Origin of the sequence: Larsenimonas rhizosphaerae (assembly GCF_026240105.1) — a bacterium.
Taxonomy (GTDB): domain Bacteria; phylum Pseudomonadota; class Gammaproteobacteria; order Pseudomonadales; family Halomonadaceae; genus Larsenimonas; species Larsenimonas rhizosphaerae.
On the sequence record NZ_JAPIVE010000001.1, the window covers coordinates 529,774 to 554,589 of the forward strand.

Below are 24,816 nucleotides of genomic sequence, written 5' to 3' on the forward strand. Positions count from 1 at the left end.
TCGCCATGAAACAGATAGCTTCCGACGCTACCGAGCAGGCCAGTGTGATCGACAATCCATGGGCGTCCCTTCGTCAGTATACGGATGCCAGGATCGGGCTTGGTCGGGCGGGTAGCAGCCAGCCGACTCAGCCCCACCTGGCATTCCAGCTTGCGCATGCTCAGGCGCGTGACGCCGTGCATCTGGCGCTTGATACCGAGAAGATGACGCAGGAGCTGGCGGAGTTTGGCGATGTGATTCACGTCTCCAGCCAGGCGACCGATCGAGCTACCTACCTGTGCCGGCCGGATCTTGGTCGCCGGCTGGATGCCGAAAGCACCGAGCGCCTCGAGCAGTGGGCCGCCTCGGGGGCGCCGCCCTGCCTTTCTCTGGTTGTTGCCGACGGCCTGTCGGCACGGGCCATTCATGAAAATGTTCGGGCATTTCTGAATATCTTTGTCCCGATGGCCCGGGATGAAGGGTGGTCATTGGGGCCGATTGTACTGGCTGAACAGGCGAGAGTGGCGCTGGGTGACCCGGTAGGGGAGCTTCTGGGCGCCGAAGTGGAAGTCATGCTGATCGGTGAGCGGCCTGGGCTCAGTTCGCCGGATAGCCTGGGCATTTATTTCACCTATCATCCTCATTCCGGTTGCCGCGACAGCGAACGCAACTGCATTTCAAATGTGCGTCGCGCCGGGCAGGGCTATGAAGAGGCCGCACGGCTTCTGCATTATCTCATCCGTGAAGCGAAGGCGCTCGGCGCCTCCGGTGTCGCGCTCAAGGATAATTCCGATACGTCCTCCGAGCTCGGCAATGGCCGGGACGGTAATTTTCTTCTCTCCTGATGTCTTGCCGTCGCACTCATGCGCGACGGCACCCGCCGCCATCTGGTTCAAGGTTTTATCCCTGCCGCCGTAGTAGAAACGTAGATAACTACTTGGTAGGGGAAAGCCGTGCTCATCGTCATTGGTTACATTGCCATCATCGCGTGTGTGTTTGGTGGTTATCTCATGGTTGGCGGCCACCTTGGTGCGTTATGGCAGCCAGCGGAGATCATCATCATTGTCGGTGCCGGGATTGGTGCCTTCGTGGCGTCCAACAGTGGCCACGGCATCAAGGCGACCATTCGCATTTTGCCGAAACTCATGAAAAGCAGTCACTACAACAAGGAAATGTTTCTGGACCTGATGGCCCTGCTCTATCTGGTGCTGGCCAAGGGGCGGCAAGAGGGAATGATGGCGCTGGAGAAGGACATCGACGCGCCGGAAGAGAGTCAGATTTTTGCCCAGTACCCAAAACTTGTAGCAGACCCATTGCTGATGGAGTTTCTGACCGATTACCTGCGCCTCATGATCAGCGGAAATATGGATCCGTTTGAAATCGAATCGCTGATGGATCACGAAATCGAGACCTTTCAGCATGAGGCCGAGTTGCCGGCCCACAGCATTTCTGCTGTCGGTGACGGGTTGCCTGCCTTTGGTATCGTCGCTGCGGTCATGGGGGTTGTGCATACCCTGGGCGTGCAAGGGCTGGCGCCTGAACAGATCGGGCCACTGATTGCAAATGCGATGGTTGGTACCTTTCTGGGTATTTTGCTGGCTTATGGCTTTGTGACGCCGCTTGCCAACAAGGTCAAGCATCACGTTGATGAGATGGTGAAGATGCTTCAGTGCATCAAGGTGACACTGCTGGCCAACCTTAACGGGTACGCACCGCCTCTGGCTGTCGAATTCGGGCGCAAGGCACTGTTTGCTTCAGAGCGGCCGTCATTCAACGAGCTCGAGGAGCATGTTCGTACCGTCAAGTCGAAGCCGGCAGGCTAAGGGGACGCCATGAACCACAACGCGCGGCGGCCCATTGTCATAAGACGCAAGAAAAAGTCTGATCACGGTGCTCATGGCAGCTGGAAGATAGCCTATGCCGACTTCATGACCGCCATGATGGCTTTCTTTCTGGTCATGTGGTTGCTCTCCGGTTCGAGCGAGGCTGAACTTGAGGCTATTAGTGAATACTTCAATACGCCCCTGAAGGTGGCCATGTTCGGCGGGGACAAGAACTCCGCCAGCAACAGCGCCATACCCGGGGGAGGTGATGACGTGACTCATCAGGAAGGTGAGGTCAAGAAAGTCGTCATCACGCCGCATGCCTACAAGCTCGATGATGCCCAGTTGCGCCAGCTGAAAATGCGCCTGGACAGCCTGATTCAGCAGGACCCGGCACTTCGCGCGCTGCAGGAGCAGCTCAGGATCGAAATGACGCCGGAAGGGCTGCGCATTCAGATCATCGATGACAAGCAGCGCCCCATGTTCCGAATCGGCAGTGCCGCCATTGTGCCTCAGATGCGTACCGTACTGCGCACGATCGCGCCGGTGCTCAATGAACTACCGAATCACCTCACGATTTCAGGCCATACGGATGACCTGCCGTATTCCGCCGGCGATGCATCCTACGGAAACTGGGAGCTTTCCAGTGACAGGGCCAATGCGGCACGTCGGGAGCTGGTCATTGGCGGGCTGGATAATGAAAAACTGCTTCGCGTCATCGGCCTTGCCGCCACCATGAGTCTGGACCCTGATGTGCCCGATGCGCCCATCAATCGCCGCATCAGCATCCTGGTACTCAACCAGGAAGCCAACCGCCGAATGATGGAAGAGCGTGATGAGGCAATGGGTATTCCTGTTTATGAAAGTCCATTGATTTCTCCTAAAGAAGACAGCGTCATTGAACGTTAATAACAGTAATACGGTGATGAAGCGGATTGGTTCTCCGTCCATCCTTATCCATGGTTTCAATGAAAAGTACACGCTATGAACTCGATACTTCTGGCAGACGATTCAACACTCATTCGCAAGATCATGGTGGCTGCGCTCGAGGGTGAAGGGTGGCATGTAGTCAGCGCTGTAGATGGGCAGGACGCGCTTGAAAAGGCAAAGGCAGGTGAGTGCTTTGATCTGGTCATTACGGATTGGCACATGCCCCGTATGGACGGAGACAAGCTGATTGCCGAACTGCGCGCCATGCCCGAGTTTGATGCCACGCCCATTCTGGTGTTGACCTCGGAGTCTCAGGACCATTTCAAGCAGGTTGCTCGTGATGTCGGTGCCAATGGCTGGCTGTCAAAGCCATTTGATCCGGACAGTCTGGTCGAGCTTGCTGCTCAATTGATGAGCTGATGGTTGCAGGCCTGCAGCCCCTTTACTCTCAGGTGCCGAGAATACACTTATGAGCATGGACATCACCGAGTTTTATCAAACCTTCTTCGAAGAAGCTGAAGAGCTTCTCAACGAGATGGAGCACCTGTTGCTTGAGCTTGATCTGGATGATCCGGATAACGAGCAGCTGAATGCCATTTTTCGCGCAGCGCACTCCATCAAGGGAGGAGCAGGAACCTTCGGTTTTATCGTGTTGCAGGAAACCACACATATTTTCGAAAACCTGCTTGATCGTGCCCGCCATCATGAGCTGATCCTTGATCGCGAAATCATCGATATCTTCTTGGAAACAAAAGATATGCTTACCGACCAGTTAAATGCCTACCGCAATCAGGAAGAGCCCGACCCGGAAGCCTTTGAGCGTATTTGTACCACTCTCAAGCGCATTGCCGAGGAAAAGACCGATGCTGGAAGCCCTGCACCGGTAGCAGCTGCACCTGTCGAGGCACCTGTGGCAGCGGGAGCGGGCATACGGCTTCTCGAGATCGTGCTGTCCAAGCTCGACGAGGATGAGTGTGCCACCCTGACCGAAGAAATTGCCTTGTTTGGTACGGTCAAACACAGTGAATATGCTGACAACACCCTGAAGATCAGTCTCGAGTCCAGTGAACCTGCTGACGATATCGAAGCGGTACTGTGCTTTGTGCTTGACGCCTCCCAGATCGCTATTCAGGAAGCCTCTGGTGGGGCGGAGGCTCCGGTAGCGGCTGCGGCTGCGGCTGCGGAAAGCATGAAAGCCGAAACACAAGCCGTGGCGGAAGAAGCACCTGCCGCCGAGCCAAAGGGTGCGGACAGCAAGGCGAGTCAGGCACCGGCTTCCAAGGCACCAGCCAAGAAGCCGGGCAAGGCGCAAAGCAGTGATGCATCCCTGCGTGTTTCAACGGAGAAGGTCGACCAGATCATCAACCTGGTGGGCGAGCTCGTGATTACCCAGTCCATGCTGGAGCAGACAACCCAGGGGCTTGATCCTGTCGTCAACGGTCAGCTTCTTACCGGCATGAGTCAGCTTCAGCGCAACGCACGTGATTTGCAGGAAGCGGTCATGTCCATTCGCATGATGCAAATGGATTACGTCTTCAACCGCTTCCCCAGGCTGGTTCGTGACCTGGCCAGCAAGCTGGGCAAGGAGATCGAACTTGTTACCGTCGGCAAGTCGACCGAACTCGACAAGGGGCTGATCGAGCGAATCATTGACCCTTTGACGCACCTGGTGCGAAACAGTATTGACCACGGAATCGAGCTGCCCGAAAAGCGTGAGGCGGCCGGCAAGAACCGGCTGGGCAAGCTGACGCTGTCTGCCCAGCATCAGGGGGGCAATATACTTATTGAAGTATCAGATGATGGTGCGGGACTGAATCGAGATCGTATCCTGGCCAAGGCCAAATCTTCCGGCATCCCCATCTCGGATAACATCAGTGATGATGAGGTGTGGCAGCTTATCTTTGCTCCGGGCTTCTCGACTGCCGAGCAGGTAACGGATGTTTCCGGTCGTGGGGTCGGCATGGATGTGGTCAAGCGTAACATTCAGCAGATGGGCGGCTATGTCGAGATTCTTTCCCAGTATGGCAAGGGCTCTACAACGCGCATTGTGCTGCCGCTGACGCTGGCCATTCTGGATGGCATGTCCGTCAAGGTCGGTGAGGAAGTGTTCATTCTACCGCTGGGCGCCATCATGGAGTCCATTCAGATCAAGCACGAAGATATCAATCGTGTTGCCGGTCAGGAACAGGTGATTCATGTGCGAGGTGAATACCTCTCACTGGTGGAGCTGCACAAGGTGTTCAACGTGCCTGATGCCCAGACGGACGTGACGCAGGGCATCGTAATGATCGTGCAGAGCGATGGCCGACACTTTGCGCTGCTGGTGGATCAGCTGATCGGTCAGCACCAGGTCGTGGTCAAGAACCTGGAAACCAATTACCGGAAAATACCGGGGGTATCTGCGGCCACCATTATGGGGGATGGCAGTGTGGCATTGATTCTGGATGTTCCTGCACTTCAGCGTGTCAGCAGGGATCGCCGGGGCAGCGAACCAGCGCGGGCACAGGCGGCGGTTCACTAAGTTCAACGGGGAAGGCTCATGGAAAAAATCATGTCTGATCAACATCATGAAGTAAAGGGCAACGAGTTTCTGGTATTTCGCATCGGTGATGAGGAGTACGGGATAGACATCCTTAAAGTGCAGGAAATTCGCGGGTACGACGGTGTTACCCGGATCGCCAACGCACCTGAGTTCATCAAGGGCGTTACCAACCTGCGTGGCGTTATTGTTCCCATACTGGACTTGCGCATCAAGTTTTCGGTAGGAGAGGTGCTGTACAACCAGCAAACGGTTGTCATCGTATTGAATATCGCCGACCGCGTCGTGGGTGTGGTCGTTGATGGCGTGTCGGATGTACTTACATTGTCTCCTGAACAGATCAGGGATGCCCCGGATTTCGGCACGGCACTGTCTTCCGAGTACATCATGGGGCTGGGCAGCATTGAAGAGCGCATGCTGATCCTGATGGATATCGAAAAAATGATGAGTAGTTCGGAGATGGCGTTGATGGATGAAGTCGCCGCCTGAATCTGGACCCGTTACGTGCTTTTAGAGGCCGCCATGTGCGGCCTTTTTTTATATCAAGAAAATCGCAGCTTCGTCGTTAAACAGTGCAGTCTTTATATATAAAAAAAATAATTCAATCAAACATGTATGAGTAATTAAAATGGATGATGATCGAGCTGCGGCGGGGCAGGAATATACTCTGGAATCCGATGACTATCTGATTTCCAAGACGGATGCGCAGGGCAATATTACCTTTGCCAACCCTGCGTTCATACGCGTCAGTGGGTTTACCAAGGAAGAGTTGCTGGGAGCGCCACATAATCTGGTTCGGCACCCTGACATGCCAAAGGCGGCCTTCGCCAATCTATGGAGCACCCTCAAGGAGGGACGTACCTGGCGAGGTTTTGTCAAGAACAGGCGCAAGGATGGCCGCTATTACTGGGTCAATGCCACTGTCTCGCCGATCCTGATCGAAGGGCGCCTGGCAGGCTATGCCTCGGTGCGTGTCAGGATCAGCGACAGTGACAAGGCCCTTGCGATCAGCACCTACGCTGCTCTCAAACAGGGCAAGGTGCGTGGCATCTATCTGAAGGATGGTGAAATACGCAGACGTGGGATGTCACGGATCATCCAGCGCTTTACAAGGCCATCCATTGCCATGCGGCTGGGGCAGGTTGTCGCCGTGTCACTGCTCGCGACCACCAGTGTCGGGCTGATTGGCTATCAGAGTATTTCAGAGCTGAACCATTCCAATCAGATGCTGTATGACGAAGGGGCATCCGGGATTGCTGAACTTCAGCAGCTGGATCAGATGGTATCCAGTCAAATGCTTGAACTTTCGTCTGCCGCCAAGGCACTGGGGAGCGCAGATCCTGAAAGGGTGGCTGACAGGGCGGAAGAAAAAAACGCTGCCATTCAGCAGGCATGGGAGCGGTTCAAGGCAGACCATGATGGTGAAAAAGTGTCACAGGTGACGCAATCGCTTGAGGCATTAATGGCGCAGGGGCTTGTGCCGCTGGCTGCAGCCTTTCGAGATAATGACATAGTCGAGGCGTATGAGCTGACTAAAAACGACGCATTGAACCGCTTCGACGTACCCTTCCACAAAAGCGTCAACGAATTGATAGGACGTCAGGTAGAAGCCGCGTCGCAACTGAATCAACTCGCGCGTGAGCACTTCCAGCAGGCGATCTGGCTGATCGGGTTCTCCATCGTGATCAGCGGCATGGTCATCATCGGGGCTGTCTGGTGGTTGCGGCGCTGGCTGCTTACACCGCTCAATGAAGCGCTTGCCCTGACAGAGCAGATTGGACTGGGCAACCTGACAGTCGATATGGATGCGACAGGGCGTGATGAACTCAGTCAGCTCAAGCAGGCGCTCGGCCGCATGCGCAAGGGGCTGGTAGGTATTCTTCATGATGTGCATCACAGCAGTGACGTCATTGCCCCGGTAGCGCGTGAAATTTCCGAAGCCAATCATGACTTTTCTGCGCGTACCGAACAGCAGGCGGCTTCACTTGAAGAGACATCTTCCGGTATGGAGGAGATGATGGCGACCGTTCAGCAGAATACCGAAAATGCCGACCATGCCAGCAAGCTTGCCGAGACGTCCAGTGTGCTGGTGGACCAGGGAGCAAGCGAAGTCGGTGACGTGGTGCGAACCATGGAGGACATCAACGAGAGCTCCCAGAGGATCGCCGATATCATCGGGATCATCGACTCCATTGCCTTTCAAACCAATCTGCTGGCACTCAACGCCTCGGTGGAGGCCGCACGGGCCGGTGAGCAGGGGCGCGGGTTTGCTGTGGTGGCCGGCGAGGTGCGTAATCTCGCCAGCCGTAGTGCCAGTGCCGCTCAGGATATCAAGGCGCTGATAGAAACCTCTGATGATCGCGTTAAAACCGGTACGGCGCTGGTGAAGAAGGCCGGTCACACCATGGAAGGCATTACGTCCTCCATTCGGCAGGTGACGCAACTGATTCATGAAATTTCCGACGCCTCCAAAGAGCAGCGTGATGGCATAGACCAGATCCGTCAGGCTGTGGTCTCGCTTGACCATACCACGCAGCAGAATGCGGCCATGGCCGAAGAAACACTGGCGTCCTCCGTGTCGATGACAGGCCAGGTCGACGAACTTAATTACGCCATGTCCATTTTCCATATCAAAGGTTTTCAATCTACGCCGATAACTACCTCACAAAAGGGCAATTCCCGTTCATTTAATGCCGGAACGTCGAAAGTGCCCGTTGCGAAATACGGAGAAGCTACCGTATCGCACTAAAACAAGTCCGTGATCACGCCTGGATCTCTTTTTGATTCAAGGTATGGCATCGAATAGGGGTGAGGCTATCGTGCAAGCAATCAAGGAAAGCAGGGATCTGGTGTTGACTGACGCCGATTTCGAGCGCGTCAGAAAGCTTATCTACGCACGCGCCGGCATTGCGCTGGCCGAGCACAAGCGAGAAATGGTGTACAGCCGTCTCGCCAAACGGTTGCGGTCCTATGGCATGCAGCGGTTTGTCGATTATCTGGCGATGCTCGAAGCCGATGAAAACAATGATGAGTGGGAGCACTTTACCAATGCGCTTACCACCAACCTGACCTCCTTTTTTCGAGAGTCGCATCACTTTCCGTTGCTGGCCGAGCATGCACGAAAAGCCAACGGCGGCAAATTCAAGGTCTGGTGCAGCGCAGCCTCGACCGGTGAAGAGCCTTACTCCATTGCGATGACGCTGAGAGAGGCCATGGGCAGCGGCAATGCGGCCAGCCTGCTGGCTACGGATATCGATACCAGTGCTCTGGCAAAGGCTCGAGCCGGCGTTTATGCCGACAACCAGGTCAGCAAGATATCTGATGAACAGCTCAAGCGTTTTTTCCAGAAAGGCAAGGGCGCTCGAGCCGGGATGGTGCGGGCGCAGGATAACCTTCGCAGCATGATTACGTTTGAGCAGCTCAATCTTCTGGCGCCGCGCTGGGATATTGAAGGGCCTTTCGATGTGATTTTCTGTCGTAATGTCATGATTTATTTCGACAAGCCAACGCAAGCCAGGATTCTTGAACGCTTTGCAACGTACTTGAAACCGGATGGACTGCTGTTTGCCGGCCATTCGGAAAACTTCAGCTATATCACCAAGGTGTTCAAGCTGCGAGGGCATACCGTTTACGAACTGGCTCAACAGGGCAGGGCATCGGCATGACGCAATCCAGTCGCGAACGCAGCAGCCAGGCATCGGATATAGAGTGTCTGGCGACGCATCACTATTTTGATCGTGAATTCAACGTCAAGGCAATCAAGCTGTTGCCCAATGAGTATTACGTCAGTAACGAGGATATGTTGCTGACCACGGTACTTGGATCCTGTATTGCAGCCTGTATCCGTGATCCGGTAGTCGGGGTGGGGGGCATGAACCACTTCATGCTGCCTGATGAAAGTGGCCCCTCGGTGCAGACCGGCTCTGCCTCCATGCGATACGGCGCATATGCCATGGAAGTTTTGATTAATGCCCTGCTGATGGCAGGGGCCAAACGCGAGCGACTGGAAGCCAAGGTATTTGGTGGCGCAACCGTACTGGCGGACATGAGCGTATCCCGGATCGGTGAACGAAACTCTGAATTCATTCTTCGTTATCTGGAGCTTGAACGGATTCGCGTGCTGGCTCAGGACCTCAAGGACAAGTTTCCACGACGTGTCAATTACCTTCCGCACAGTGGCCAGGTCATGGTGAGACGTCTGAAATCGAGTGATTCCAAATTGCAGAGTCGCGAGAGTTCTCTGGCCAGGAACCTGGCAAAATCCGGGAAGGAAAAGGCACCAGCCATCGAGCTTTTTGACAGCTTGAGTCAAATCAGAAGCAACAGAGCAAAAGGGGTACGGTCTTGAACACTAAAATCAAGGTTCTGTGTGTGGACGATTCGGCGTTGATACGCAGTTTGATCACCGAAATCATCAATAGTCAGCCGGACATGGAGATGGTGGCAGCTGCGCCTGATCCTATCGTTGCCCGTGAGCTGATAAAAAAACATAACCCGGATGTCTTGACGCTTGATGTTGAAATGCCCCGCATGGATGGACTGGATTTTCTCGAGAAGCTGATGCGGCTTCGCCCCATGCCGGTGGTGATGGTGTCCTCGCTGACCGCACGCGGCTCCGAGGTGACCATGCGGGCGCTGGAGCTGGGGGCAGTGGACTTTGTCACGAAGCCGCAGCTGGGGATTCGTGATGGAATGCTTGAATATACAGCGGCCATTTCCGACAAGATACGCGCAGCATCACGTGCCAAGTTGAAACGTCTTGTGCCGCAGTGCAAACAGGGGGCGCCTGTACGGCCGTCGGTGCGTACTCCTTTTCTGTCCAGTGAAAAGCTCTTTATTGTGGGTTCTTCAACCGGGGGGACCGAGGCCATACGCGAATTCCTGATGCCACTGCCGTCCGACAGCCCTGCGGTGGTCATTACCCAGCACATGCCGGCAGGGTTTACGCGCTCCTTTGCTGAACGAATGGACTCCCTGTGTGCCATTACGGTCAAGGAGGCCGAGCACGGCGAGCGTGTGCTGCCGGGCCATGCCTATATAGCTCCTGGCGGTGATGCGCATCTGAAGCTTTCAAGAAGTGGTGCCAACTACGTGGTCGAGCTTGAATACAGCGATCCTGTAAACCGTCATCGTCCTTCCTGTGATGTTTTATTTGATTCAGCTGCTAAAAATGCGGGCAAAAATGCCGTTGGTATCATCCTGACGGGGATGGGAAAGGATGGTGCTGCCGGTCTTCTTAGAATGAAGCAGGCTGGTGCACACACCCTGGCCCAGGATGAAGCAACCTGCGTGGTCTTCGGGATGCCGCGCGAAGCGATTGCTCTGGGGGCTGCCGATGAAATCGTACCTATTACGTCAATGTGCGAACGGGCGATGGCCTGTCTGAACGGGGCCAATCGGCAGAATCTGCGCGTTTAAGGCGCTGATATTGAATTAACCGGTAATTAATCAGGATGACGACATGAGCAATAAAAACATCAAGATTCTGGTAGTGGATGACTTTCCGACCATGCGTCGTATTGTTCGCAACCTTTTGAAGGAACTTGGCTATACCAATGTTGAAGAAGCAGAAGATGGCCAACAGGGGCTTGAAAAGCTCAAGGCCGGTAGTTTCGAATTTGTTGTATCCGACTGGAACATGCCCAACCTTGACGGGCTTGAAATGCTCAAGTGCATCCGGGCTGATGGTGCGCTGTCTCATCTTCCCGTGCTGATGGTTACTGCAGAGGCGAAGAAGGAAAATATCATTGCGGCAGCCCAGGCCGGTGCCAATGGCTATGTCGTTAAACCTTTCACCGCTGCCACGCTCGAAGAAAAGTTGAACAAGATCTTCGAGAAGCTGGGCAAGTAACTGATCAACGCTGAAAGGGGGGATGGGTGATGACAGGTGATACTCAGCGGGCCGCCACACACGAAGATGATGTAATTTCGCAGATAGGTAAACTGACGCGAGTACTGCATGAAAGCATGCGGGATCTGGGGCTCGATCGTGAAGTCGAGAAGGCCGCACAGGCAATCCCCGATGCGCGTGACAGGCTCAACTACATTGCAACGATGACCGAGCAGGCTGCTGAACGCTCGCTTAATGCCATCGATGTCGCGCAGCCGTTGCAGGACAGGATCGAAGAAATAGCGCTTGAGCTCGATGCGCGGTGGGTAAGCTGGTTTGATTCACCCATCGAGCTGGACGATGCCAAGGAGCTGGTCAATGACACGCGTGCCTATCTTCGATGGGTACCCGAGCAGACCAAGGCCACCAACGCGCAGCTGCTTGATATCATGATGGCACAGGATTTTCAGGATCTGACCGGTCAGGTCATCAAGCGAATGGTCGATGTGATCCGTGAAATAGAACAGCAGCTGGTGCAGGTACTGCTGAATAATATCCCCGAGGATACTCGTGCCAAGCTGACGGCCGAAAACGAGGAAAAGACCAGGAACTCGTTGCTCAACGGACCACAGGTTGATACAACCAAGGCCGATGTCGTGGCGGATCAATCTCAGGTCGATGATCTGCTGGATAGTCTGGGGTTCTAGCCACAACCACCCGTCATGCCCTTTCTCCCGCGCGAATTGCAAAACAGCTTGGCGATTCGCGCGTTATTTCATCAATCGTTATTCCCCCCTCTCGTCACAATACATTCCAGCAGGGCTACCGGTTAACACCAACCGAGGTCAGGGAATGGCTGACGACAGCGATCAGGAAAAGACAGAAGAACCCACACCACGAAAACTCGAGAAGGCACGAGAGGATGGTCAGGTAGCACGCTCGCGTGAACTCTCGACCTTCATGATGCTGCTCATTGGTGTGGGTACCTTCTGGATCATGGCCGGCTGGTTTGGTGAGCAGATGACCTCGGTCATGGGCCAGGGCTTCCGGTTTGGTCGTGAAGAAGCCTTTGATACGTCTCGCTTGTTCATTCATATGGTCAATCTGCTCGAAGCAGCAGCGCTGGGCATTGCTCCCATGATGCTGGTGTTGACCATTACTGCTCTGATCGCACCCGCCATGCTGGGCGGATGGCTTTTTTCGACCAAATCCCTGACGCCTGACCTCAAGAAGCTCGATCCCATCAAGGGGCTCAAGCGGGTGTTCTCGACCCAGGCACTTGCAGAGCTCGCCAAGGGGATCGCCAAGGCAGTACTGGTTGGTGCGATTACATCCGGCTTCATTTATTTCTTTCTTGGGCAGCTTCTCGGGCTCGCCAATGAAAGCGGCTTCAGTGGCATTGCCCATTCAATGAAGTTGATTCTGTTGTGCTGCACCCTGATCGTCATGGGGTTTTTGATTGTCGTGGGCATTGATGTGCCTTACCAGATCTGGTCTCACAACAAGAAACTGCGCATGAGCCTGGATGACATCAAAAAAGAGCACAAGGAATCCGAAGGTGACCCGCAGATCAAGGCGCGTATACGCCAGCAGCAGCAGGCCATGGCGCGTAACCGGATGATGAGCAAGGTGCCTACGGCTGACGTCATCGTGACCAACCCGACCCATTATGCGGTGGCTCTAGCCTACAGCGACGACATGGGCGCCCCCACGGTTGTTGCAAAGGGAACCGATCACATTGCAGAGAAGATCAAGGAGCTTGGTCGTGAGAACCGGGTGCCTGTCCTTGAGGCACCACCGCTGGCACGTGCGTTGCACTATCACGTGGACCTTGATCGTGAAATCCCGGGGCAGCTTTATGCTGCCGTAGCCGAGGTGCTGGCCTGGGTTTATCAGTTGAAACGTTACAAATCCGAAGGAGGCGACCGCCCCGGCCAACCCACCAATCTGCCGGTGCCAGTTGATATGGATATTCCTTCGATTACCAAAGGTGATGACGCACCATGAATTCCCTGACCTCGCTTCTGGGCCGCGCCGGCCTGCAGAATTCCAGCCAGTTGAAGTTTTTGGCGGGGCCGATTCTGATCATCATGATTCTGTCGATGATGATCCTTCCGCTGCCGCCGTTCATTCTTGATGTGCTTTTTACCTTTAATATTGCGCTGGCCATCATGGTGCTGCTGGTCAGCATGTTCACGACCAAGCCGCTCGAATTTGCTGCCTTTCCCGCCGTTCTGCTGTTTTCAACGCTGTTACGCCTGTCGCTGAACGTGGCATCGACCCGTGTCGTACTGATGAACGGTCACGAGGGAGGAGATGCTGCCGGTGCCGTCATCCAGGCCTTCGGCGAATTCCTGATTGGTGGCAACTTTGCCGTAGGCCTGGTGGTATTCATTATCCTGGTAGTCATCAACTTCATGGTTATTACCAAGGGGGCCGGACGTATTGCGGAAGTAGGTGCTCGTTTTACCCTCGATGCGATGCCCGGTAAGCAGATGGCCATCGATGCTGACCTTAATGCAGGTCTGATTGACGAATCGACGGCCAAGCAGCGTCGCTCGGAAATTTCCCAGGAAGCAGATTTCTTCGGTTCCATGGATGGTGCGAGCAAGTTTGTTCGGGGAGACGCCGTAGCCGGCATCCTGATCATGGTGATCAACATCATTGGCGGGCTGATCGTAGGGGTGGCGCAGCATGGCCTGGACATGGGCACGGCAGCGCGCACCTACACGCTACTGACCATTGGTGATGGCCTGGTAGCCCAGATTCCCGCACTGGTCATTTCAACCGCTGCGGGTGTGACCGTTTCGCGCGTCAATACCGAGCAGGATGTCGGGCAACAGCTGATCGGTCAGCTTTTTACCAATCCACGAGTCATGTTTCTCAGTGCAGCAGTGATGGGGCTTCTCGGGCTGGTGCCGGGCATGCCCAATTTTGTCTTTCTGATGTTTACCGCCGTGCTGGGTGGGATTGGCTGGTATCTGACCAAACAGAATTCGGCGGCCATCGTTCAGGAGGCTGCTGCCCAGCGCAAGACACAGGCGGCTGCCGCATCTGATCCTGAGGCGGGTGAAGCCAGCTGGGATGATGTGCAGATGGTGGATCCGCTCGGTCTTGAAGTAGGGCACCGTCTGATCTCACTGGTCGATGCCCAGCAAAGCGGTGAGCTGCTGAAACGTATCAAGAGTGTTCGCAAGAAGTATGCCCAGGAGATCGGCTTTCTGCCGCCGGTGGTGCATATCCGGGATAACCTCAAGTTTCAGCCTCAGGCTTATCGAATTACCATGAAAGGGGTCGAAATAGGACGAGGAGAATCCTGGCCGGGCCAGTGGCTTGCCATTGACCCCGGTGAGGCCAGCGGCAAGCTGGAAGGTCGCAAGACCACTGATCCGGCCTTTGGGCTGCCGGCGACCTGGATCAATGACAGTCAGCGCGATCAGGCGCAGATGCTCGGCTATACCGTGGTGGATGCCAGCACGGTGGTGGCTACCCACCTCAATCATCTGATGAGTGAGCATGCCAGTGAAATGCTGGGCCGTCAGGAGGTCCAGAAGCTGCTGGACCGCCTCAGCAAGGAAGATGCCTCGCTGGTTGAAGATGTCGTACCGAAATCGCTCAGCCTCAGTGTGTTGCAGCGGATATTGCAAAATCTGCTGGATGAGGGTGTATCCATTCGGGACATGCGCACGATTCTGGATACGCTGGCCGAGCACACCGTCAATACCAAGGATCCTTCTGAGCTGGTGGCCGCCATCCGCGTTGCGCTTGGTCGCTCGATTACACAGCATTATTTTGCCAATGAAGACCCCATTCGCGTCATGGGGCTTGATGGCCAGCTTGAGCAGATGATGGGCCAGGCCATGAACAATGGTGGCGGGCTTGAACCAGGCCTGGCCGATACGCTGATGCAACAGGTGGCTGAAGCGACGGCCCGGATGGAAGCTCAGGGCCTTCCTGCCGTGATGGTTGTCCAGCATCACCTGCGTACCCTGATGTCCCGCTTTCTACGCCGTCAGATCCGGCAGCTTGTCGTGTTGTCACAGGCTGAAATTCCTGATGATCGCACCGTGCGTATCGAGATCATGATTGGAGGTCGTTCATGAATACCCGACAGTTTTTTGCGCCGACTCACCGTGAAGCCATGCGTCGCCTTCGGGCCGAGCTGGGAAATGAAGCCATGATACTTTCCAGTCGCAACATTGATGGCGGCGTGGAGGTCATTGCGCTGCTTGATTATGACGAGACGGCGTCAACACCACCGGCGGTAACCACGGGTGATACTCCCTCTGATGTAATGGCGCAGCCTGACTCATCTATGGTGGCAGTGGAGGGGGATGCTCAAAAGATGATGGCATCGCTGCTCAGTGAAATGCAGTCCATGAAAGCCGTGCTGACCGATAAAGGGATGGCTGGAAAGCGTCAAACCATGGTCAGCCCCGAGGACGCCTTTGTACGCTCAGGGCTTGGGCACGGACTGAGTGAGGCGCTGTGCCGAACGTTATGGACACAGACTGTCGACAAGGCACACTTGAGTTGCGATGAGCGCATGAAGGCAGGCCTGACGGACGTATTGTCAGTCAACCCGCATGATGAATGGCTGACTCGCGGGGGGATCTTCGCATTGGTAGGGCCGACCGGGGTAGGCAAGACGACCACCGTGGCCAAGCTGACGGCTCGTTTTTCATTACGGGGCAGCAAGGACAGTATTGCCTTGATAACAACCGACACTCACCGGGTCGGTGGACGGGAGCAGCTACTGACCTATGGTCGTCTGTTCGGTGTTGAGGCACATGCAGCGAGGTCGCAGGAAGAGCTGGCTGCACTGGTGGAAAGCCTGTCTCACAAGCGACTTATCCTGATTGATACCGTCGGTGTCGGGCAGCGGGATCAGCGAGTGAGCGAGCAGCTTGCCATGCTGCCACTCCAGAATCCGAGGCTCAGGCCCATCCTTGTACTCGACAGCACCCGTCATGGCGATACGCTGGACGATGTTGCCCGTGTCTACCATGAGGCGCTTTCGGCGTTGCCGGGCGGGCGGGTTGCGGACTGCATCCTTTCAAAGACGGATGAGGCCCTGCATATCAGTAGTGCCGTGGATGTTGCCGCACGGCGCCATCTCAACATCCTGTGCCTGACCAACGGCCAGAACATTACCGAGCATTTGAGCTGGTATCGCTCTGACGCGCTGGTGCAATACGTGTTTGCTCCCCGCGAAGAAACTGCGTTCAGTCTGCCTGAAGCCTCACTGGCTTATGGTGGGGGAACGCCTGTATCCGTGCCTGCGCAGTGGGCCGGTCAGTTACTGCGTGAAGGAAAGCGCCTCAACGCCTGTGTTCATTATCTGCGAGATCAGGTCGGCGGTTTCCGAACACTTGAAACCCTGTGGCGCAATGAGCGTGATGCTCAGGCGCTGACCGAACCTGCTGTCCAGCTTCAGGAGTTGACGCAGTCGCCCGCCGCCAGCGGGAGGCTGGACGTGTTCTGGCAGCGCAAGAGCAATAACGTAACCCGGCCGGCGTTCATTTTTGCCGAGGCGAATGAATTGCCCTGCGTGACCTTCCTGCCGCGCAAGGGATTGCCGGTCTCGATGGCCGGCCGCTCGATATGGCTGGGTGATCAGTTGCCGGAGGCGCGCATTCGCCATCACTTTTCTCAGCTGCCGGATGCGACTACCCGGCAGGCACTGGAGCAGTTCGGTGTAGGCTGGCGCGCACTGGTGCGAGGCAATATGAAAATCGAGCATCGTGGTGAGCGCATGACGATGCAGCAGCTGAGTGATGAAATGACCTTCGAGCGGGCAGGGCAGTTCAAGTACAAGGATCAGGAAACCGAGCTTGAGCTGGGCTGGCTGGACGCTTCGGTTGACGGTGCCGGCCCCGCGCAGCGGGTTCATCTGATCATTGCACGTATTGTCGACCCGGTAACGCGAGAGCTGCTGACAAGTCGATATGGTCTTGATCAGGGCGTTCTGTCATCGGCCGAGTACAGTCAGGATCTGGCCTTGTGGATTCAGCGTGTGCTGGCGGTTGAAGCGCAGGCGCCGCTGATGCGAAAGGCGGAAAACGAGCTGGGGCAGGAAACCTTTGCTTCCGACTCGCTGATTCGTTCATTTGCAGCGGCTCAGGCCTCACTGGTGGCCTGGCGACTCAAGAACGATGGCAGTGATGAGGGGCGCATCATGCGCGACCAGGTATTGAAGATTACTCGATCTGGCCGGCAAGCCAGTGCTCAGGGCATGTTGAAGGCAACGCTCAAGCTGTGTGCGATGGTGGATGCGCTGGGGCAGTGTGCGCTGGCAGAGGCATGCTGATCGATGCGGCCCGATAAGTTTCTGATGCGTCGTCTTTCGGGATGCTTCAGCGCCGTCGTGCTTTCGCTGGCTTTCGTTCAGCCTGCCTCGGGCGCCTCGGGCGCATGGGTTGCAGACAGTGCTTCACTGACCATGACCCAGAAGCACTGGTTTTACTACTCCGAGCCGCTTATGGCGCCTGATGACTCCGGAAATCGGATGATTACATCCGTAGGATGGCGATTCGAGGCATCACCTCATCCGGCCTTGCAGGCTGAGCTGTGCAGCACATCACGCACGCGCTGCATTAATCTGGGGAAGGAGCGCGGTCAGACACGAGCCTTCAGGGGATTGCCTGCTTCTGAAGTCATGCAGTTGCGTTTTTCCATGCCGGGGAAAGGGCGGCTACGTAAGGATGTGAATATTAAAAATATACAGGTCATCGTCAATTACCATGAACGATGACCTTGTTCTGGCTGATCAGGCCTGGCCATAGAGGTTTGATCCGCCTCGTGCATGGGTCTGCCCATTACGACCATACAGCGACATGCCCGCAGCGTTATGCAGAAAGCGCAGCGCGCGCTGGTTATAGTCGGCACGTATGCCAAGCTTCAGTCCGTTGGACTGATTGAGCTGACTTGCCTGCACTACCTTGCGTTTAAAATCACTCCACTGACGCCCCAGACCATTGTTATTCATCAGGGTGGTCATTGCCTGTGCATGACGCTTGCCACCTGTGGCCTGGTCCACGATCGTCAGGCGCTTCTGGCTCAGGGATTCAAGCAATTCAGCCTGCGCCGTCTTTTCTTCGGTCAGACGCGTAAACTGCTCGATGTCGGTTGCCTCCACATTATCCAGCACTCGCTGTTCCTGTTGCAGAAGCACGATGAAGTGGTTAAGTGCCTTGTACTCTGCGACAAGCGCCTCAAGCAGCGGTTGGCGCAGAGGATGGCTGTGTGACGATGCAGTGGCGGTCATGGTTTATTTTTCCGAGACAAGTTCCTGAGCACTGGCGATAAGGCCATCCGCAATCTTGCCGGCATCAACTTCAAAACGCCCTTCACGAATGGCCTGCTTGATTTCATCAACACGTGCCGTATTGATGTCCTGCGATGTATCAGCCGCATTGGACGGCGTGAACCTGGCTGAGGCCGGCTGGCTGACAGCCTGAGTCTGTTCGCTTTCCTTTTTGGCAACGCCACGTGCTTCTGTGGACGGGATGCTGGCAGGAACAACGTTTGAATTGATTTTCATCGTAAATAGCCCTTTGGAGATAATGTCGTGAGTCAGTATGTCTTTGATGTAGGCATTATCGACGTAGACAGGGCCGACTTTATTGGGTTGAGGTGTATTTTCGTATCAAAGTGTTACGATTAACAGCCCTCATGCAACCAGCGAATGAGTAAAGTACCAGCTAGAAATTCACCTGAACCTGATCAGGACCGGAAGCGATGCCTCTCAGGATGGTGCCGCGCGATGTCTTGATGCGAACGGATTCACCACGTGCGGCACCATTCAATGCAATGCCTGCGCTGGTTAAATGAAACCCCTGGCCCCTGGCAATGACGCGTACGTCATGTCCTCGCTTGATCACCTGAGGTGATTTCACCATGGAGGTCAGGATGGGCGTATTCTGGCCAATGCGCCGTGTAGTGATCTGCCCTGTCAAAGTGTCTGCCGAGGTAGCCAGCCGGTTGGACAACGTGGTGAGGTCGCCGCTGACTGCCACAAGATCCCCTGAAGTAATGCGGTGTCCCGCATTCAAGGGGCTCCGGGCCACATAATACGTGCCCTGTACGCTTACATCGGCCTGGAAGTAGCGGGTTTCGGGTGGCGAGCCTGGGCACTTTACACCCACCGTGATTCGCCCCCATGGGCGTCCGGCTGTCGGCATGAATGGTGCCGCTACAGGGCAGGGGCCCAGCGCGCCATGAGGCATGTGAACCGTTACATTTGCCTGTTCGGTACCCTGCAGGGCCCCCTGTTCCAGCACAAATGTCTTCAACTGCTCTTCAAGCACTGTATCCGGTGATGTCGATGAACCTGCCTGAGCCGTATTCACCACAGACAGGCATAGCCATACAAGGGCTGCTACGGAGAGGCGTGCCCATTCTGTCGTTATTTTGACCTGGCGCATGCCCGCAATCTTCATGGCTGGCCCTCGGTAGACGTGCGTATCGAAAAGTTACGCCATCCTATAAAAATTACCATTGGTTACAAATGGTGAAATAAAGCGCTATTAATGGCCTGTTCATCCGATGGCTATTTAAAAGGCTGAGATATTCTGCATCCTGGAAATCAAACTTTCGAATGACTCAATGGGTACGTCGTGATGCTCGACAAACTTAATGATTCGCTCAACTACTTTCAACAGGCGCTTAACCTTCGGGCTCAGCGTCAGGAAGTGTTATCGGCCAATATCGCTAATGCCGACACCCCCGGGTTTCAGGCGCGCGATTTCGATTTCAGCAAGGCACTTGAAAAGGCGGTAACCGAGAGTAGCCCCGCTGGTGGTGGTGGCCTTGCGATGGCAAGAACCTCCTCCGCGCATATCCCTGGACAGGGGGCGGGTGCCATGAGTAATCAGACGCTGGCTTACCGGATTCCGGCTCAGCCAAGTCTTGACGGCAATACCGTCGATATGGACATGGAGCGGGTCAACTTTGCCGAGAACGCCGTGCATTACCAGTCCGATCTTCAGATCCTCTCGAGCAAGATCAAGGGTTTAAAAGCTGCCATGCAGCCGGAGCGCTGATAAATGAGCATGTTCAATGTATTCAACATCGCCGGTTCAGCGCTGACTGCCCAGTCCCAGCGCATGAACACCACCGCCAGTAACCTGGCCAATGCCGACAGCGTGGCCGGGCCGGATGGTGAGCCTTACCGGGCCAAGCATGTCCGGTTCGAGCTGGATGCTGCCCCCGGGCAGGCCACTGGAGGCGTGCGCGTTACAGAAGTGCTGGAGGATCAATCGCCGTTTCGACTGGAGTTTGACCCCAAAAGCCCGATGGCTGATGACCAGGGATACGTTCGCAAGCCGAACGTCGACCCGGCAGCCGAGATGGTCAACATGATTTCGGCATCCAAGTCTTACCAGGCCAATGTCGAGGTGCTCAACACCAACAAGTCGCTCATGCTCAAAACGTTGACGCTGGGCGAATAACAGGGAGTCTGTCATGGCTATCAGTGCATCGGCGCTCAGCGCCATTAACGGTACCGCCAACGCTTCCAGCAGCTCGACGAAGGCGGTGTCTTCCGACGCAGCAGAGATGAAGGATCAGTTTCTGACGCTGCTGATTACACAGATGCAGAATCAGGATCCGCTGAATCCGATGGAAAACTCGGAAATGACGTCTCAGCTGGCTCAGATCAATACCGTCAGTGGTATTTCCGAGCTTAATGAAACGCTGGCGGCCATCACCAAACAGATCAATACCACCCAGCAGCTGCAGGCTACTGCCCTGGTTGACAAGGGAGTAATGGTGTCCGGTAACGACATTCTGGTGGGTGAAGATGGGGTGATTACTCCATTCGGCATCTCTCTGGATGATCCGGCCAGCAATGTCACCGTGTCAATTCGGGACGCCGTAGGTAATACGGTGCGCACCTATGACATGGGTGCCATCGATGCCGGCACACAATCCTTCTACTGGGACGGCTCAATGGATGATGGGGGGGTTGCCGAGGCAGGCGCCGGTTACAAGTTCTCCATAGAGGCCAGTAACAGTGCAGGCAAGGTGCCTTCCACGGCGCTCGATTACGGCTTTGTTCGGGGGGTGAACACCATCAATGGTGAAACATCACTGGATATCGGCACCAGAGCCATTTCACTGGGTGATGTGTACCAGGTGCTTTAAGGCGTGCTTTTCAGGGGTTGTGCCCATGAGCGCGATCCTTCTATTCAAATGCATCACGAGGAATTGATCACATGTCATTTTCACAAGGCGTAAGCGGGCTTAATGCAGCCAACAGCAACCTGGACGTCATTGGTAACAACATCGCCAACTCGGCGACCGTTGGCTACAAGTCCAGCCGTGCCGAATTTGCCGACATCTATGCTGGTGCCAAGGCGGGGCTGGGCGTCAAGGTCGCTGCAGTAACACAGAGCTTTGGCTCCGGGTCAATTGAAACAACCGGTCGCGATCTGGATCTGGCAATCAACGGAGAGGGGTTCTTCCGGTTCAATGACGGCTCCCAAACCACCTATTCCCGTAATGGTCAGCTGACCATGACGTCTACCGGATTTCTGGCCAACGCATCCGGGTCATTCCTGACCGGTTATGCCGCGGGTCAGGGCACCGGGGGCGAGCCTGTTGCGTTACAGGTGCCGACGGATGCTCTCGCCGCGAAGGCAACGACGCAGGCAGAAGCGGTATTGAACCTGGATGCCAGTAGTGCCGGTCTGGCCGCGGCCAACTTTGAATCGGATGATGACCGGACCTATAGCTACTCCAATACCATGACGTCCTACGACTCCCAGGGCACGGCGCATGATATTGCCCTTTATTTTGCGAAGGATGATACAGCCGATAATACCTGGAATGTTTTTGCATCCATCGATGGTGCTGATGTCGATGCAACAACCGGGCAACAACAGACCCTGACGTTCAATAATAGTGGCGTGCTTACCACCAACACTCCACTGGCGTTCAGCTTTGATCTGGGAACTGCAGTAAACAACCTCGACTTTGAACTCGATTTTGATGGTACCACCCAGTTCGGCAGTGACTTCAACCTCACCACGCTGGACCAGGATGGTTATACCTCCGGTGCGCTGGTCGGCATCTCCATTGAGGAGAATGGCACCTTGACCGCGAGCTACTCCAATGACCAGACCCAGGCACTGGGGCAATTGGCGCTGGCCAACTTCCGTAACATGCAGGGTCTTGAATCCGTTGGTGATAATGGCTGGGTTGAAACCACGGCCTCCGGTCAGCCGCTGCTGGGTACTGCCGGGAGTGGACAGCTGGGCAGCCTGATTGCCGGTGCCACTGAAGGTTCCAACGTGGATCTGTCTGCGCAGCTGGTCAACATGATCGTGGCACAGCGTAATTATCAGGCCAACGCCCAGACCATCAAGACTCAGGATCAGATCCTGCAGACTCTGGTCACGCTGCGCTAATTATCACTAAACCGGGAGGACAGACATGGATCGGATGATTTATACCGCGCTCTCCGGCGCGCAACAAACCCTCGAGCGGCAGGCTGTTGTCGCCAACAACCTGTCCAATGTCTCAACGACCGGTTTCAAATCGCAATTGTCTGCCTTTCGGGCCGTTCCCATTCAGGGGGACGGCCTGGCAACGCGCTCTGTGGTGGCAGACACCACGCCGGGCGCTGACTATTCCGAAGGCATGATCGAGGAAACCGGCCGTTCTCTTGATGTGGCCATCGATGGGGACGGGTGGCTGGCGGTAGACGATGGTAATGGGCGTGAAGCCTATACCCGTGATGGCCGGTTGCGAGTGGATGCCACCGGGCTTTTGATGTCCGGCGGAAAGCCGGTCATGGGCGAAGGCGGACCTGTAGTACTTCCTCTTAATGCCTCCTTCTCCGTAGCTTCCGATGGCACGATTTCAGCCCTGGGTCTTGGGGATCAACCCAATACATTGGCCGAAGTAGGGCGTTTGAAGCTCGTTAATCCCGGCAACGAAATGATGAAAAGAGGCGATGATGGCCTCTTCAGGATGCAGGCTGATGCCAACGGCAATCCTGCACCGCCCAGACTGCCGGGAGACGATGGCGTCTCTCTTGTTTCAGGCGCACTGGAGAGCAGTAACGTCAATGCTACTGAAGCCATGGTAGCCATGATCGATAACGCCCGTCGCTTCGAAATGAATATGCGCATGGTTGATACCGCTGACGAAAACGAACAGCGTGCCAACCAGTTGTTGTCACTGACTTGATGAGGTAACACGATGATTCGTTCTCTCTGGATCGCCAAGACCGGGCTGGATGCTCAGCAGACCAAGCTTGATGTGGTATCCAATAACCTGGCCAACGTCAGTACGACCGGTTTCAAGCGCTCCCGTGCTGCATTTGAAGATCTGCTTTATCAAAATGCCCGTCAGCCAGGGGCAATGACGTCTGTTCAGACCAATCTGCCTTCCGGTCTTCAGATTGGTACCGGCGTACAGCAGGTGGCTACAGAGCGCCTCCATACCCAGGGCAATCTGGAAGAAACCGGTAATGCCAAGGATATGGCCATCAATGGTGGTGGCTTTTTCACAGTACAGATGCCGGATGGCACCCTGGCTTACACCCGTGATGGCTCATTCGAACTTGACCAGAATGGCCAGCTGGTAACTTCCAGTGGCTTTCCAATTCAGCCGGCTATCGTCGTGCCGGCAAATGCCCTGTCAATCTCGGTCAGTCAGGATGGCATCGTGTCCGTGACTCAGCCTGGCGATTCACAGAGCAATCAGATTGGTCAGATTCAGCTGACCACCTTCATCAATAATTCAGGCCTGCAAAGCATGGGGAATAACCTGTATGCCGAAACCACGGCATCAGGCGCTCCGACTGACAGTATCCCGGGCAATAACGGGGCTGGTCTGATCGAGCAGAACTACCTCGAAACGTCCAACGTCAACGTGGTCGAGGAAATGGTCAACATGATTGCCACCCAGCGGGCCTACGAAATCAATTCCAAGGCCGTATCCACGTCTGACCAGATGCTTCAGCGTCTGACTCAGCTCTGATAACGGTAGTGCCGGCATGATGACACAGGGCAGGCAGGGGCGAGATATCTTCAAGACGGTCGTTGTGGTGTGCATGGCGCTTTCCATGACGGCCTGCGCCTATATTCCTCGTCAGAATATTGTTCAGGGGCCAACCACCTCACCGCCTCAGCCCGCTCCGGTAGCGGTAGCCAATGGCTCCATTTACCAGGCCAATTATGTTCGTCCTCTGTTTGAAGATCGTCGGCCCCGTGGCATTGGTGACATCCTGACGATTGAATTGAATGAAGATGTCAGTGCGACCAAGAGCTCGGCAGCCAATGCCAGTCGGAATGGATCCGCCACGCTGGGTATCACTACCGTTCCGCGAATTACCGGCGGGCTGGTGACTCCGGATCAGAATATGGACATGAGTGGCGGGTCTGATTTCAACGGCTCGGGTGGAGCCAGCGCAGCCAATACCTTTGTCGGCACCATTACCGTGACTGTCATGGATGTACTGCCCAACGGCAATCTGCGAGTGGCCGGCGAGAAGCAGATCGGCATCAATCAGGGCGCTGAATACATTCGCTTTTCCGGGGTGGTCAATCCGGCATTTATTACCACTGCCAATACGATTGAATCCACTCAGGTCGCGGATGCCCGTCTTGAGTACTACGGCGATGGATACATTGATGAAGCACAGCGGATGGGTTGGCTGCAGCGCTTCTTTCTTAATATCTCACCCTTTTAGTCAAACGCGGGTA

26 protein-coding genes are annotated in these 24,816 nt (G+C 55.3%); 23 read left to right on the forward strand and 3 right to left on the reverse strand.

Annotated features, from left to right (window positions below; all coding sequences use genetic code 11):
• The first annotated feature begins 5 nt into the window (after positions 1 to 5).
• The 16 genes from eutC (at position 6) to OQ287_RS02475 (ending at position 17,855) form a co-directional block, all read left to right on the forward strand.
• The gene (gene eutC / locus OQ287_RS02400) at positions 6 to 824 is read left to right on the forward strand and encodes an ethanolamine ammonia-lyase subunit EutC (RefSeq protein ID WP_265895467.1); all 819 of its coding nucleotides are present in this window, start codon (positions 6 to 8) and stop codon (positions 822 to 824) included.
• A gap of 108 nt (positions 825 to 932) precedes the next feature.
• A complete protein-coding gene (gene motA, locus OQ287_RS02405; RefSeq protein ID WP_250936423.1) occupies positions 933 to 1,802 on the forward strand; it encodes a flagellar motor stator protein MotA in 870 nt (289 codons plus the stop codon).
• Between the two features lie 9 nt (positions 1,803 to 1,811).
• Positions 1,812 to 2,711: a flagellar motor protein MotB gene (motB, locus tag OQ287_RS02410; protein ID WP_250936424.1), complete on the forward strand. Its 900-nt coding sequence runs from the start codon at positions 1,812 to 1,814 to the stop codon at positions 2,709 to 2,711.
• Between the two features lie 75 nt (positions 2,712 to 2,786).
• The gene (locus OQ287_RS02415) at positions 2,787 to 3,152 is read left to right on the forward strand and encodes a response regulator (RefSeq protein ID WP_265895468.1); all 366 of its coding nucleotides are present in this window, start codon (positions 2,787 to 2,789) and stop codon (positions 3,150 to 3,152) included.
• Between the two features lie 55 nt (positions 3,153 to 3,207).
• Entirely contained in the window at positions 3,208 to 5,253 is a 2,046-nt protein-coding gene (cheA, locus tag OQ287_RS02420) for a chemotaxis protein CheA (protein ID WP_265895898.1), read from the forward strand.
• A 30-nt stretch (positions 5,254 to 5,283) separates the two neighbouring features.
• Positions 5,284 to 5,760, forward strand: coding sequence for a chemotaxis protein CheW (locus OQ287_RS02425; RefSeq protein WP_250936426.1), 477 nt, complete (start codon positions 5,284 to 5,286; stop codon positions 5,758 to 5,760).
• 139 nt (positions 5,761 to 5,899) lie between these two features.
• On the forward strand, positions 5,900 to 8,020 hold the full coding sequence (locus OQ287_RS02430; protein ID WP_265895469.1) for a methyl-accepting chemotaxis protein: 2,121 nt from the start codon (positions 5,900 to 5,902) through the stop codon (positions 8,018 to 8,020).
• Between the two features lie 70 nt (positions 8,021 to 8,090).
• Positions 8,091 to 8,936, forward strand: coding sequence for a CheR family methyltransferase (locus OQ287_RS02435; protein WP_250936428.1), 846 nt, complete (start codon positions 8,091 to 8,093; stop codon positions 8,934 to 8,936).
• Positions 8,933 to 9,619 (forward strand): chemoreceptor glutamine deamidase CheD, encoded by a 687-nt coding sequence (gene cheD, locus OQ287_RS02440; RefSeq protein ID WP_250936429.1) that lies wholly within the window; start codon positions 8,933 to 8,935, stop codon positions 9,617 to 9,619. Before OQ287_RS02435 ends, cheD begins: the two co-directional genes overlap by 4 nt.
• Positions 9,616 to 10,689 (forward strand): protein-glutamate methylesterase/protein-glutamine glutaminase, encoded by a 1,074-nt coding sequence (locus OQ287_RS02445; RefSeq protein WP_250936430.1) that lies wholly within the window; start codon positions 9,616 to 9,618, stop codon positions 10,687 to 10,689. The genes cheD and OQ287_RS02445 overlap by 4 nt, the downstream gene beginning before the upstream one ends.
• A 43-nt stretch (positions 10,690 to 10,732) precedes the next feature.
• Positions 10,733 to 11,122, forward strand: a complete 390-nt coding sequence (cheY, locus tag OQ287_RS02450; RefSeq protein WP_250936431.1) for a chemotaxis response regulator CheY — start codon at positions 10,733 to 10,735, stop codon at positions 11,120 to 11,122.
• A gap of 29 nt (positions 11,123 to 11,151) precedes the next feature.
• Positions 11,152 to 11,808 (forward strand): protein phosphatase CheZ, encoded by a 657-nt coding sequence (cheZ, locus tag OQ287_RS02455; protein ID WP_250936432.1) that lies wholly within the window; start codon positions 11,152 to 11,154, stop codon positions 11,806 to 11,808.
• A gap of 145 nt (positions 11,809 to 11,953) precedes the next feature.
• Positions 11,954 to 13,108 carry a flagellar biosynthesis protein FlhB gene (gene flhB, locus OQ287_RS02460; RefSeq protein ID WP_250936433.1) on the forward strand — a complete coding sequence of 385 codons (1,155 nt, stop codon included), beginning with the start codon at positions 11,954 to 11,956 and terminating at the stop codon, positions 13,106 to 13,108.
• Complete coding sequence (gene flhA / locus OQ287_RS02465) at positions 13,105 to 15,204, forward strand: flagellar biosynthesis protein FlhA (protein WP_250936434.1); 2,100 nt, start codon at positions 13,105 to 13,107, stop codon at positions 15,202 to 15,204. The genes flhB and flhA overlap by 4 nt, the downstream gene beginning before the upstream one ends.
• The gene (flhF, locus tag OQ287_RS02470; protein WP_265895470.1) at positions 15,201 to 17,411 is read left to right on the forward strand and encodes a flagellar biosynthesis protein FlhF; all 2,211 of its coding nucleotides are present in this window, start codon (positions 15,201 to 15,203) and stop codon (positions 17,409 to 17,411) included. The genes flhA and flhF overlap by 4 nt, the downstream gene beginning before the upstream one ends.
• Positions 17,412 to 17,414: 3 nt before the next feature.
• Entirely contained in the window at positions 17,415 to 17,855 is a 441-nt protein-coding gene (locus tag OQ287_RS02475; protein ID WP_265895471.1) for a flagellar protein FlhE, read from the forward strand.
• A gap of 15 nt (positions 17,856 to 17,870) precedes the next feature.
• On the opposite strand, the gene OQ287_RS02480 is transcribed toward OQ287_RS02475, so the two are convergent.
• The 3 genes from OQ287_RS02480 to flgA all read right to left on the reverse strand — a co-directional run bounded on the left by OQ287_RS02480 (position 17,871) and on the right by flgA (position 19,527).
• Positions 17,871 to 18,368, reverse strand: coding sequence for a flagella synthesis protein FlgN (locus tag OQ287_RS02480; RefSeq protein WP_250936437.1), 498 nt, complete (start codon positions 18,366 to 18,368; stop codon positions 17,871 to 17,873).
• Between the two features lie 3 nt (positions 18,369 to 18,371).
• A complete protein-coding gene (gene flgM, locus OQ287_RS02485) occupies positions 18,372 to 18,644 on the reverse strand; it encodes a flagellar biosynthesis anti-sigma factor FlgM (protein ID WP_250936438.1) in 273 nt (90 codons plus the stop codon).
• A gap of 160 nt (positions 18,645 to 18,804) precedes the next feature.
• Complete coding sequence (gene flgA / locus OQ287_RS02490) at positions 18,805 to 19,527, reverse strand: flagellar basal body P-ring formation chaperone FlgA (protein ID WP_265895473.1); 723 nt, start codon at positions 19,525 to 19,527, stop codon at positions 18,805 to 18,807.
• 195 nt (positions 19,528 to 19,722) lie between these two features.
• Between flgA and flgB the strand changes: the two genes are divergently transcribed.
• From flgB to OQ287_RS02525, 7 genes are all read left to right on the forward strand, one after another.
• The gene (gene flgB, locus OQ287_RS02495) at positions 19,723 to 20,145 is read left to right on the forward strand and encodes a flagellar basal body rod protein FlgB (protein WP_250936440.1); all 423 of its coding nucleotides are present in this window, start codon (positions 19,723 to 19,725) and stop codon (positions 20,143 to 20,145) included.
• A 3-nt stretch (positions 20,146 to 20,148) separates the two neighbouring features.
• Positions 20,149 to 20,553: a flagellar basal body rod protein FlgC gene (gene flgC, locus OQ287_RS02500; protein WP_250936441.1), complete on the forward strand. Its 405-nt coding sequence runs from the start codon at positions 20,149 to 20,151 to the stop codon at positions 20,551 to 20,553.
• 13 nt (positions 20,554 to 20,566) lie between these two features.
• Positions 20,567 to 21,247, forward strand: coding sequence for a flagellar hook assembly protein FlgD (locus tag OQ287_RS02505; RefSeq protein WP_265895475.1), 681 nt, complete (start codon positions 20,567 to 20,569; stop codon positions 21,245 to 21,247).
• A 71-nt stretch (positions 21,248 to 21,318) separates the two neighbouring features.
• Positions 21,319 to 22,512, forward strand: coding sequence for a flagellar hook protein FlgE (gene flgE / locus OQ287_RS02510; protein ID WP_250936443.1), 1,194 nt, complete (start codon positions 21,319 to 21,321; stop codon positions 22,510 to 22,512).
• A gap of 25 nt (positions 22,513 to 22,537) precedes the next feature.
• Complete coding sequence (locus tag OQ287_RS02515; RefSeq protein ID WP_265895476.1) at positions 22,538 to 23,296, forward strand: flagellar basal body rod protein FlgF; 759 nt, start codon at positions 22,538 to 22,540, stop codon at positions 23,294 to 23,296.
• A gap of 12 nt (positions 23,297 to 23,308) precedes the next feature.
• Positions 23,309 to 24,091 (forward strand): flagellar basal-body rod protein FlgG, encoded by a 783-nt coding sequence (gene flgG / locus OQ287_RS02520; protein WP_250936445.1) that lies wholly within the window; start codon positions 23,309 to 23,311, stop codon positions 24,089 to 24,091.
• A 19-nt stretch (positions 24,092 to 24,110) separates the two neighbouring features.
• Positions 24,111 to 24,803, forward strand: coding sequence for a flagellar basal body L-ring protein FlgH (locus OQ287_RS02525; protein ID WP_407658238.1), 693 nt, complete (start codon positions 24,111 to 24,113; stop codon positions 24,801 to 24,803).
• Positions 24,804 to 24,816: the final 13 nt, after the last annotated feature.

What these genes read in the sequence shown, in the direction of transcription:
- eutC (WP_265895467.1), top strand. Translation starts at nt 6, where the DNA reads ATGAAACAGATAGCTTCCGACGCTACCGAGCAGGCCAGTGTGATCGAC.
- motB (WP_250936424.1), top strand. Translation starts at nt 1,812, where the DNA reads ATGAACCACAACGCGCGGCGGCCCATTGTCATAAGACGCAAGAAAAAG.
- OQ287_RS02415 (WP_265895468.1), top strand. Translation starts at nt 2,787, where the DNA reads ATGAACTCGATACTTCTGGCAGACGATTCAACACTCATTCGCAAGATC.
- cheA (WP_265895898.1), top strand. Translation starts at nt 3,208, where the DNA reads ATGGACATCACCGAGTTTTATCAAACCTTCTTCGAAGAAGCTGAAGAG.
- OQ287_RS02425 (WP_250936426.1), top strand. Translation starts at nt 5,284, where the DNA reads ATGTCTGATCAACATCATGAAGTAAAGGGCAACGAGTTTCTGGTATTT.
- OQ287_RS02430 (WP_265895469.1), top strand. Translation starts at nt 5,900, where the DNA reads ATGGATGATGATCGAGCTGCGGCGGGGCAGGAATATACTCTGGAATCC.
- cheD (WP_250936429.1), top strand. Translation starts at nt 8,933, where the DNA reads ATGACGCAATCCAGTCGCGAACGCAGCAGCCAGGCATCGGATATAGAG.
- cheY (WP_250936431.1), top strand. Translation starts at nt 10,733, where the DNA reads ATGAGCAATAAAAACATCAAGATTCTGGTAGTGGATGACTTTCCGACC.
- cheZ (WP_250936432.1), top strand. Translation starts at nt 11,152, where the DNA reads ATGACAGGTGATACTCAGCGGGCCGCCACACACGAAGATGATGTAATT.
- flhB (WP_250936433.1), top strand. Translation starts at nt 11,954, where the DNA reads ATGGCTGACGACAGCGATCAGGAAAAGACAGAAGAACCCACACCACGA.
- flhA (WP_250936434.1), top strand. Translation starts at nt 13,105, where the DNA reads ATGAATTCCCTGACCTCGCTTCTGGGCCGCGCCGGCCTGCAGAATTCC.
- flhF (WP_265895470.1), top strand. Translation starts at nt 15,201, where the DNA reads ATGAATACCCGACAGTTTTTTGCGCCGACTCACCGTGAAGCCATGCGT.
- OQ287_RS02475 (WP_265895471.1), top strand. Translation starts at nt 17,415, where the DNA reads ATGCGGCCCGATAAGTTTCTGATGCGTCGTCTTTCGGGATGCTTCAGC.
- OQ287_RS02480 (WP_250936437.1), bottom strand. Translation starts at nt 18,368, where the DNA reads ATGACCGCCACTGCATCGTCACACAGCCATCCTCTGCGCCAACCGCTG.
- flgM (WP_250936438.1), bottom strand. Translation starts at nt 18,644, where the DNA reads ATGAAAATCAATTCAAACGTTGTTCCTGCCAGCATCCCGTCCACAGAA.
- flgA (WP_265895473.1), bottom strand. Translation starts at nt 19,527, where the DNA reads ATGCGCCAGGTCAAAATAACGACAGAATGGGCACGCCTCTCCGTAGCA.
- flgB (WP_250936440.1), top strand. Translation starts at nt 19,723, where the DNA reads ATGCTCGACAAACTTAATGATTCGCTCAACTACTTTCAACAGGCGCTT.
- flgC (WP_250936441.1), top strand. Translation starts at nt 20,149, where the DNA reads ATGAGCATGTTCAATGTATTCAACATCGCCGGTTCAGCGCTGACTGCC.
- OQ287_RS02505 (WP_265895475.1), top strand. Translation starts at nt 20,567, where the DNA reads ATGGCTATCAGTGCATCGGCGCTCAGCGCCATTAACGGTACCGCCAAC.
- flgE (WP_250936443.1), top strand. Translation starts at nt 21,319, where the DNA reads ATGTCATTTTCACAAGGCGTAAGCGGGCTTAATGCAGCCAACAGCAAC.
- OQ287_RS02515 (WP_265895476.1), top strand. Translation starts at nt 22,538, where the DNA reads ATGGATCGGATGATTTATACCGCGCTCTCCGGCGCGCAACAAACCCTC.
- flgG (WP_250936445.1), top strand. Translation starts at nt 23,309, where the DNA reads ATGATTCGTTCTCTCTGGATCGCCAAGACCGGGCTGGATGCTCAGCAG.
- OQ287_RS02525 (WP_407658238.1), top strand. Translation starts at nt 24,111, where the DNA reads ATGACACAGGGCAGGCAGGGGCGAGATATCTTCAAGACGGTCGTTGTG.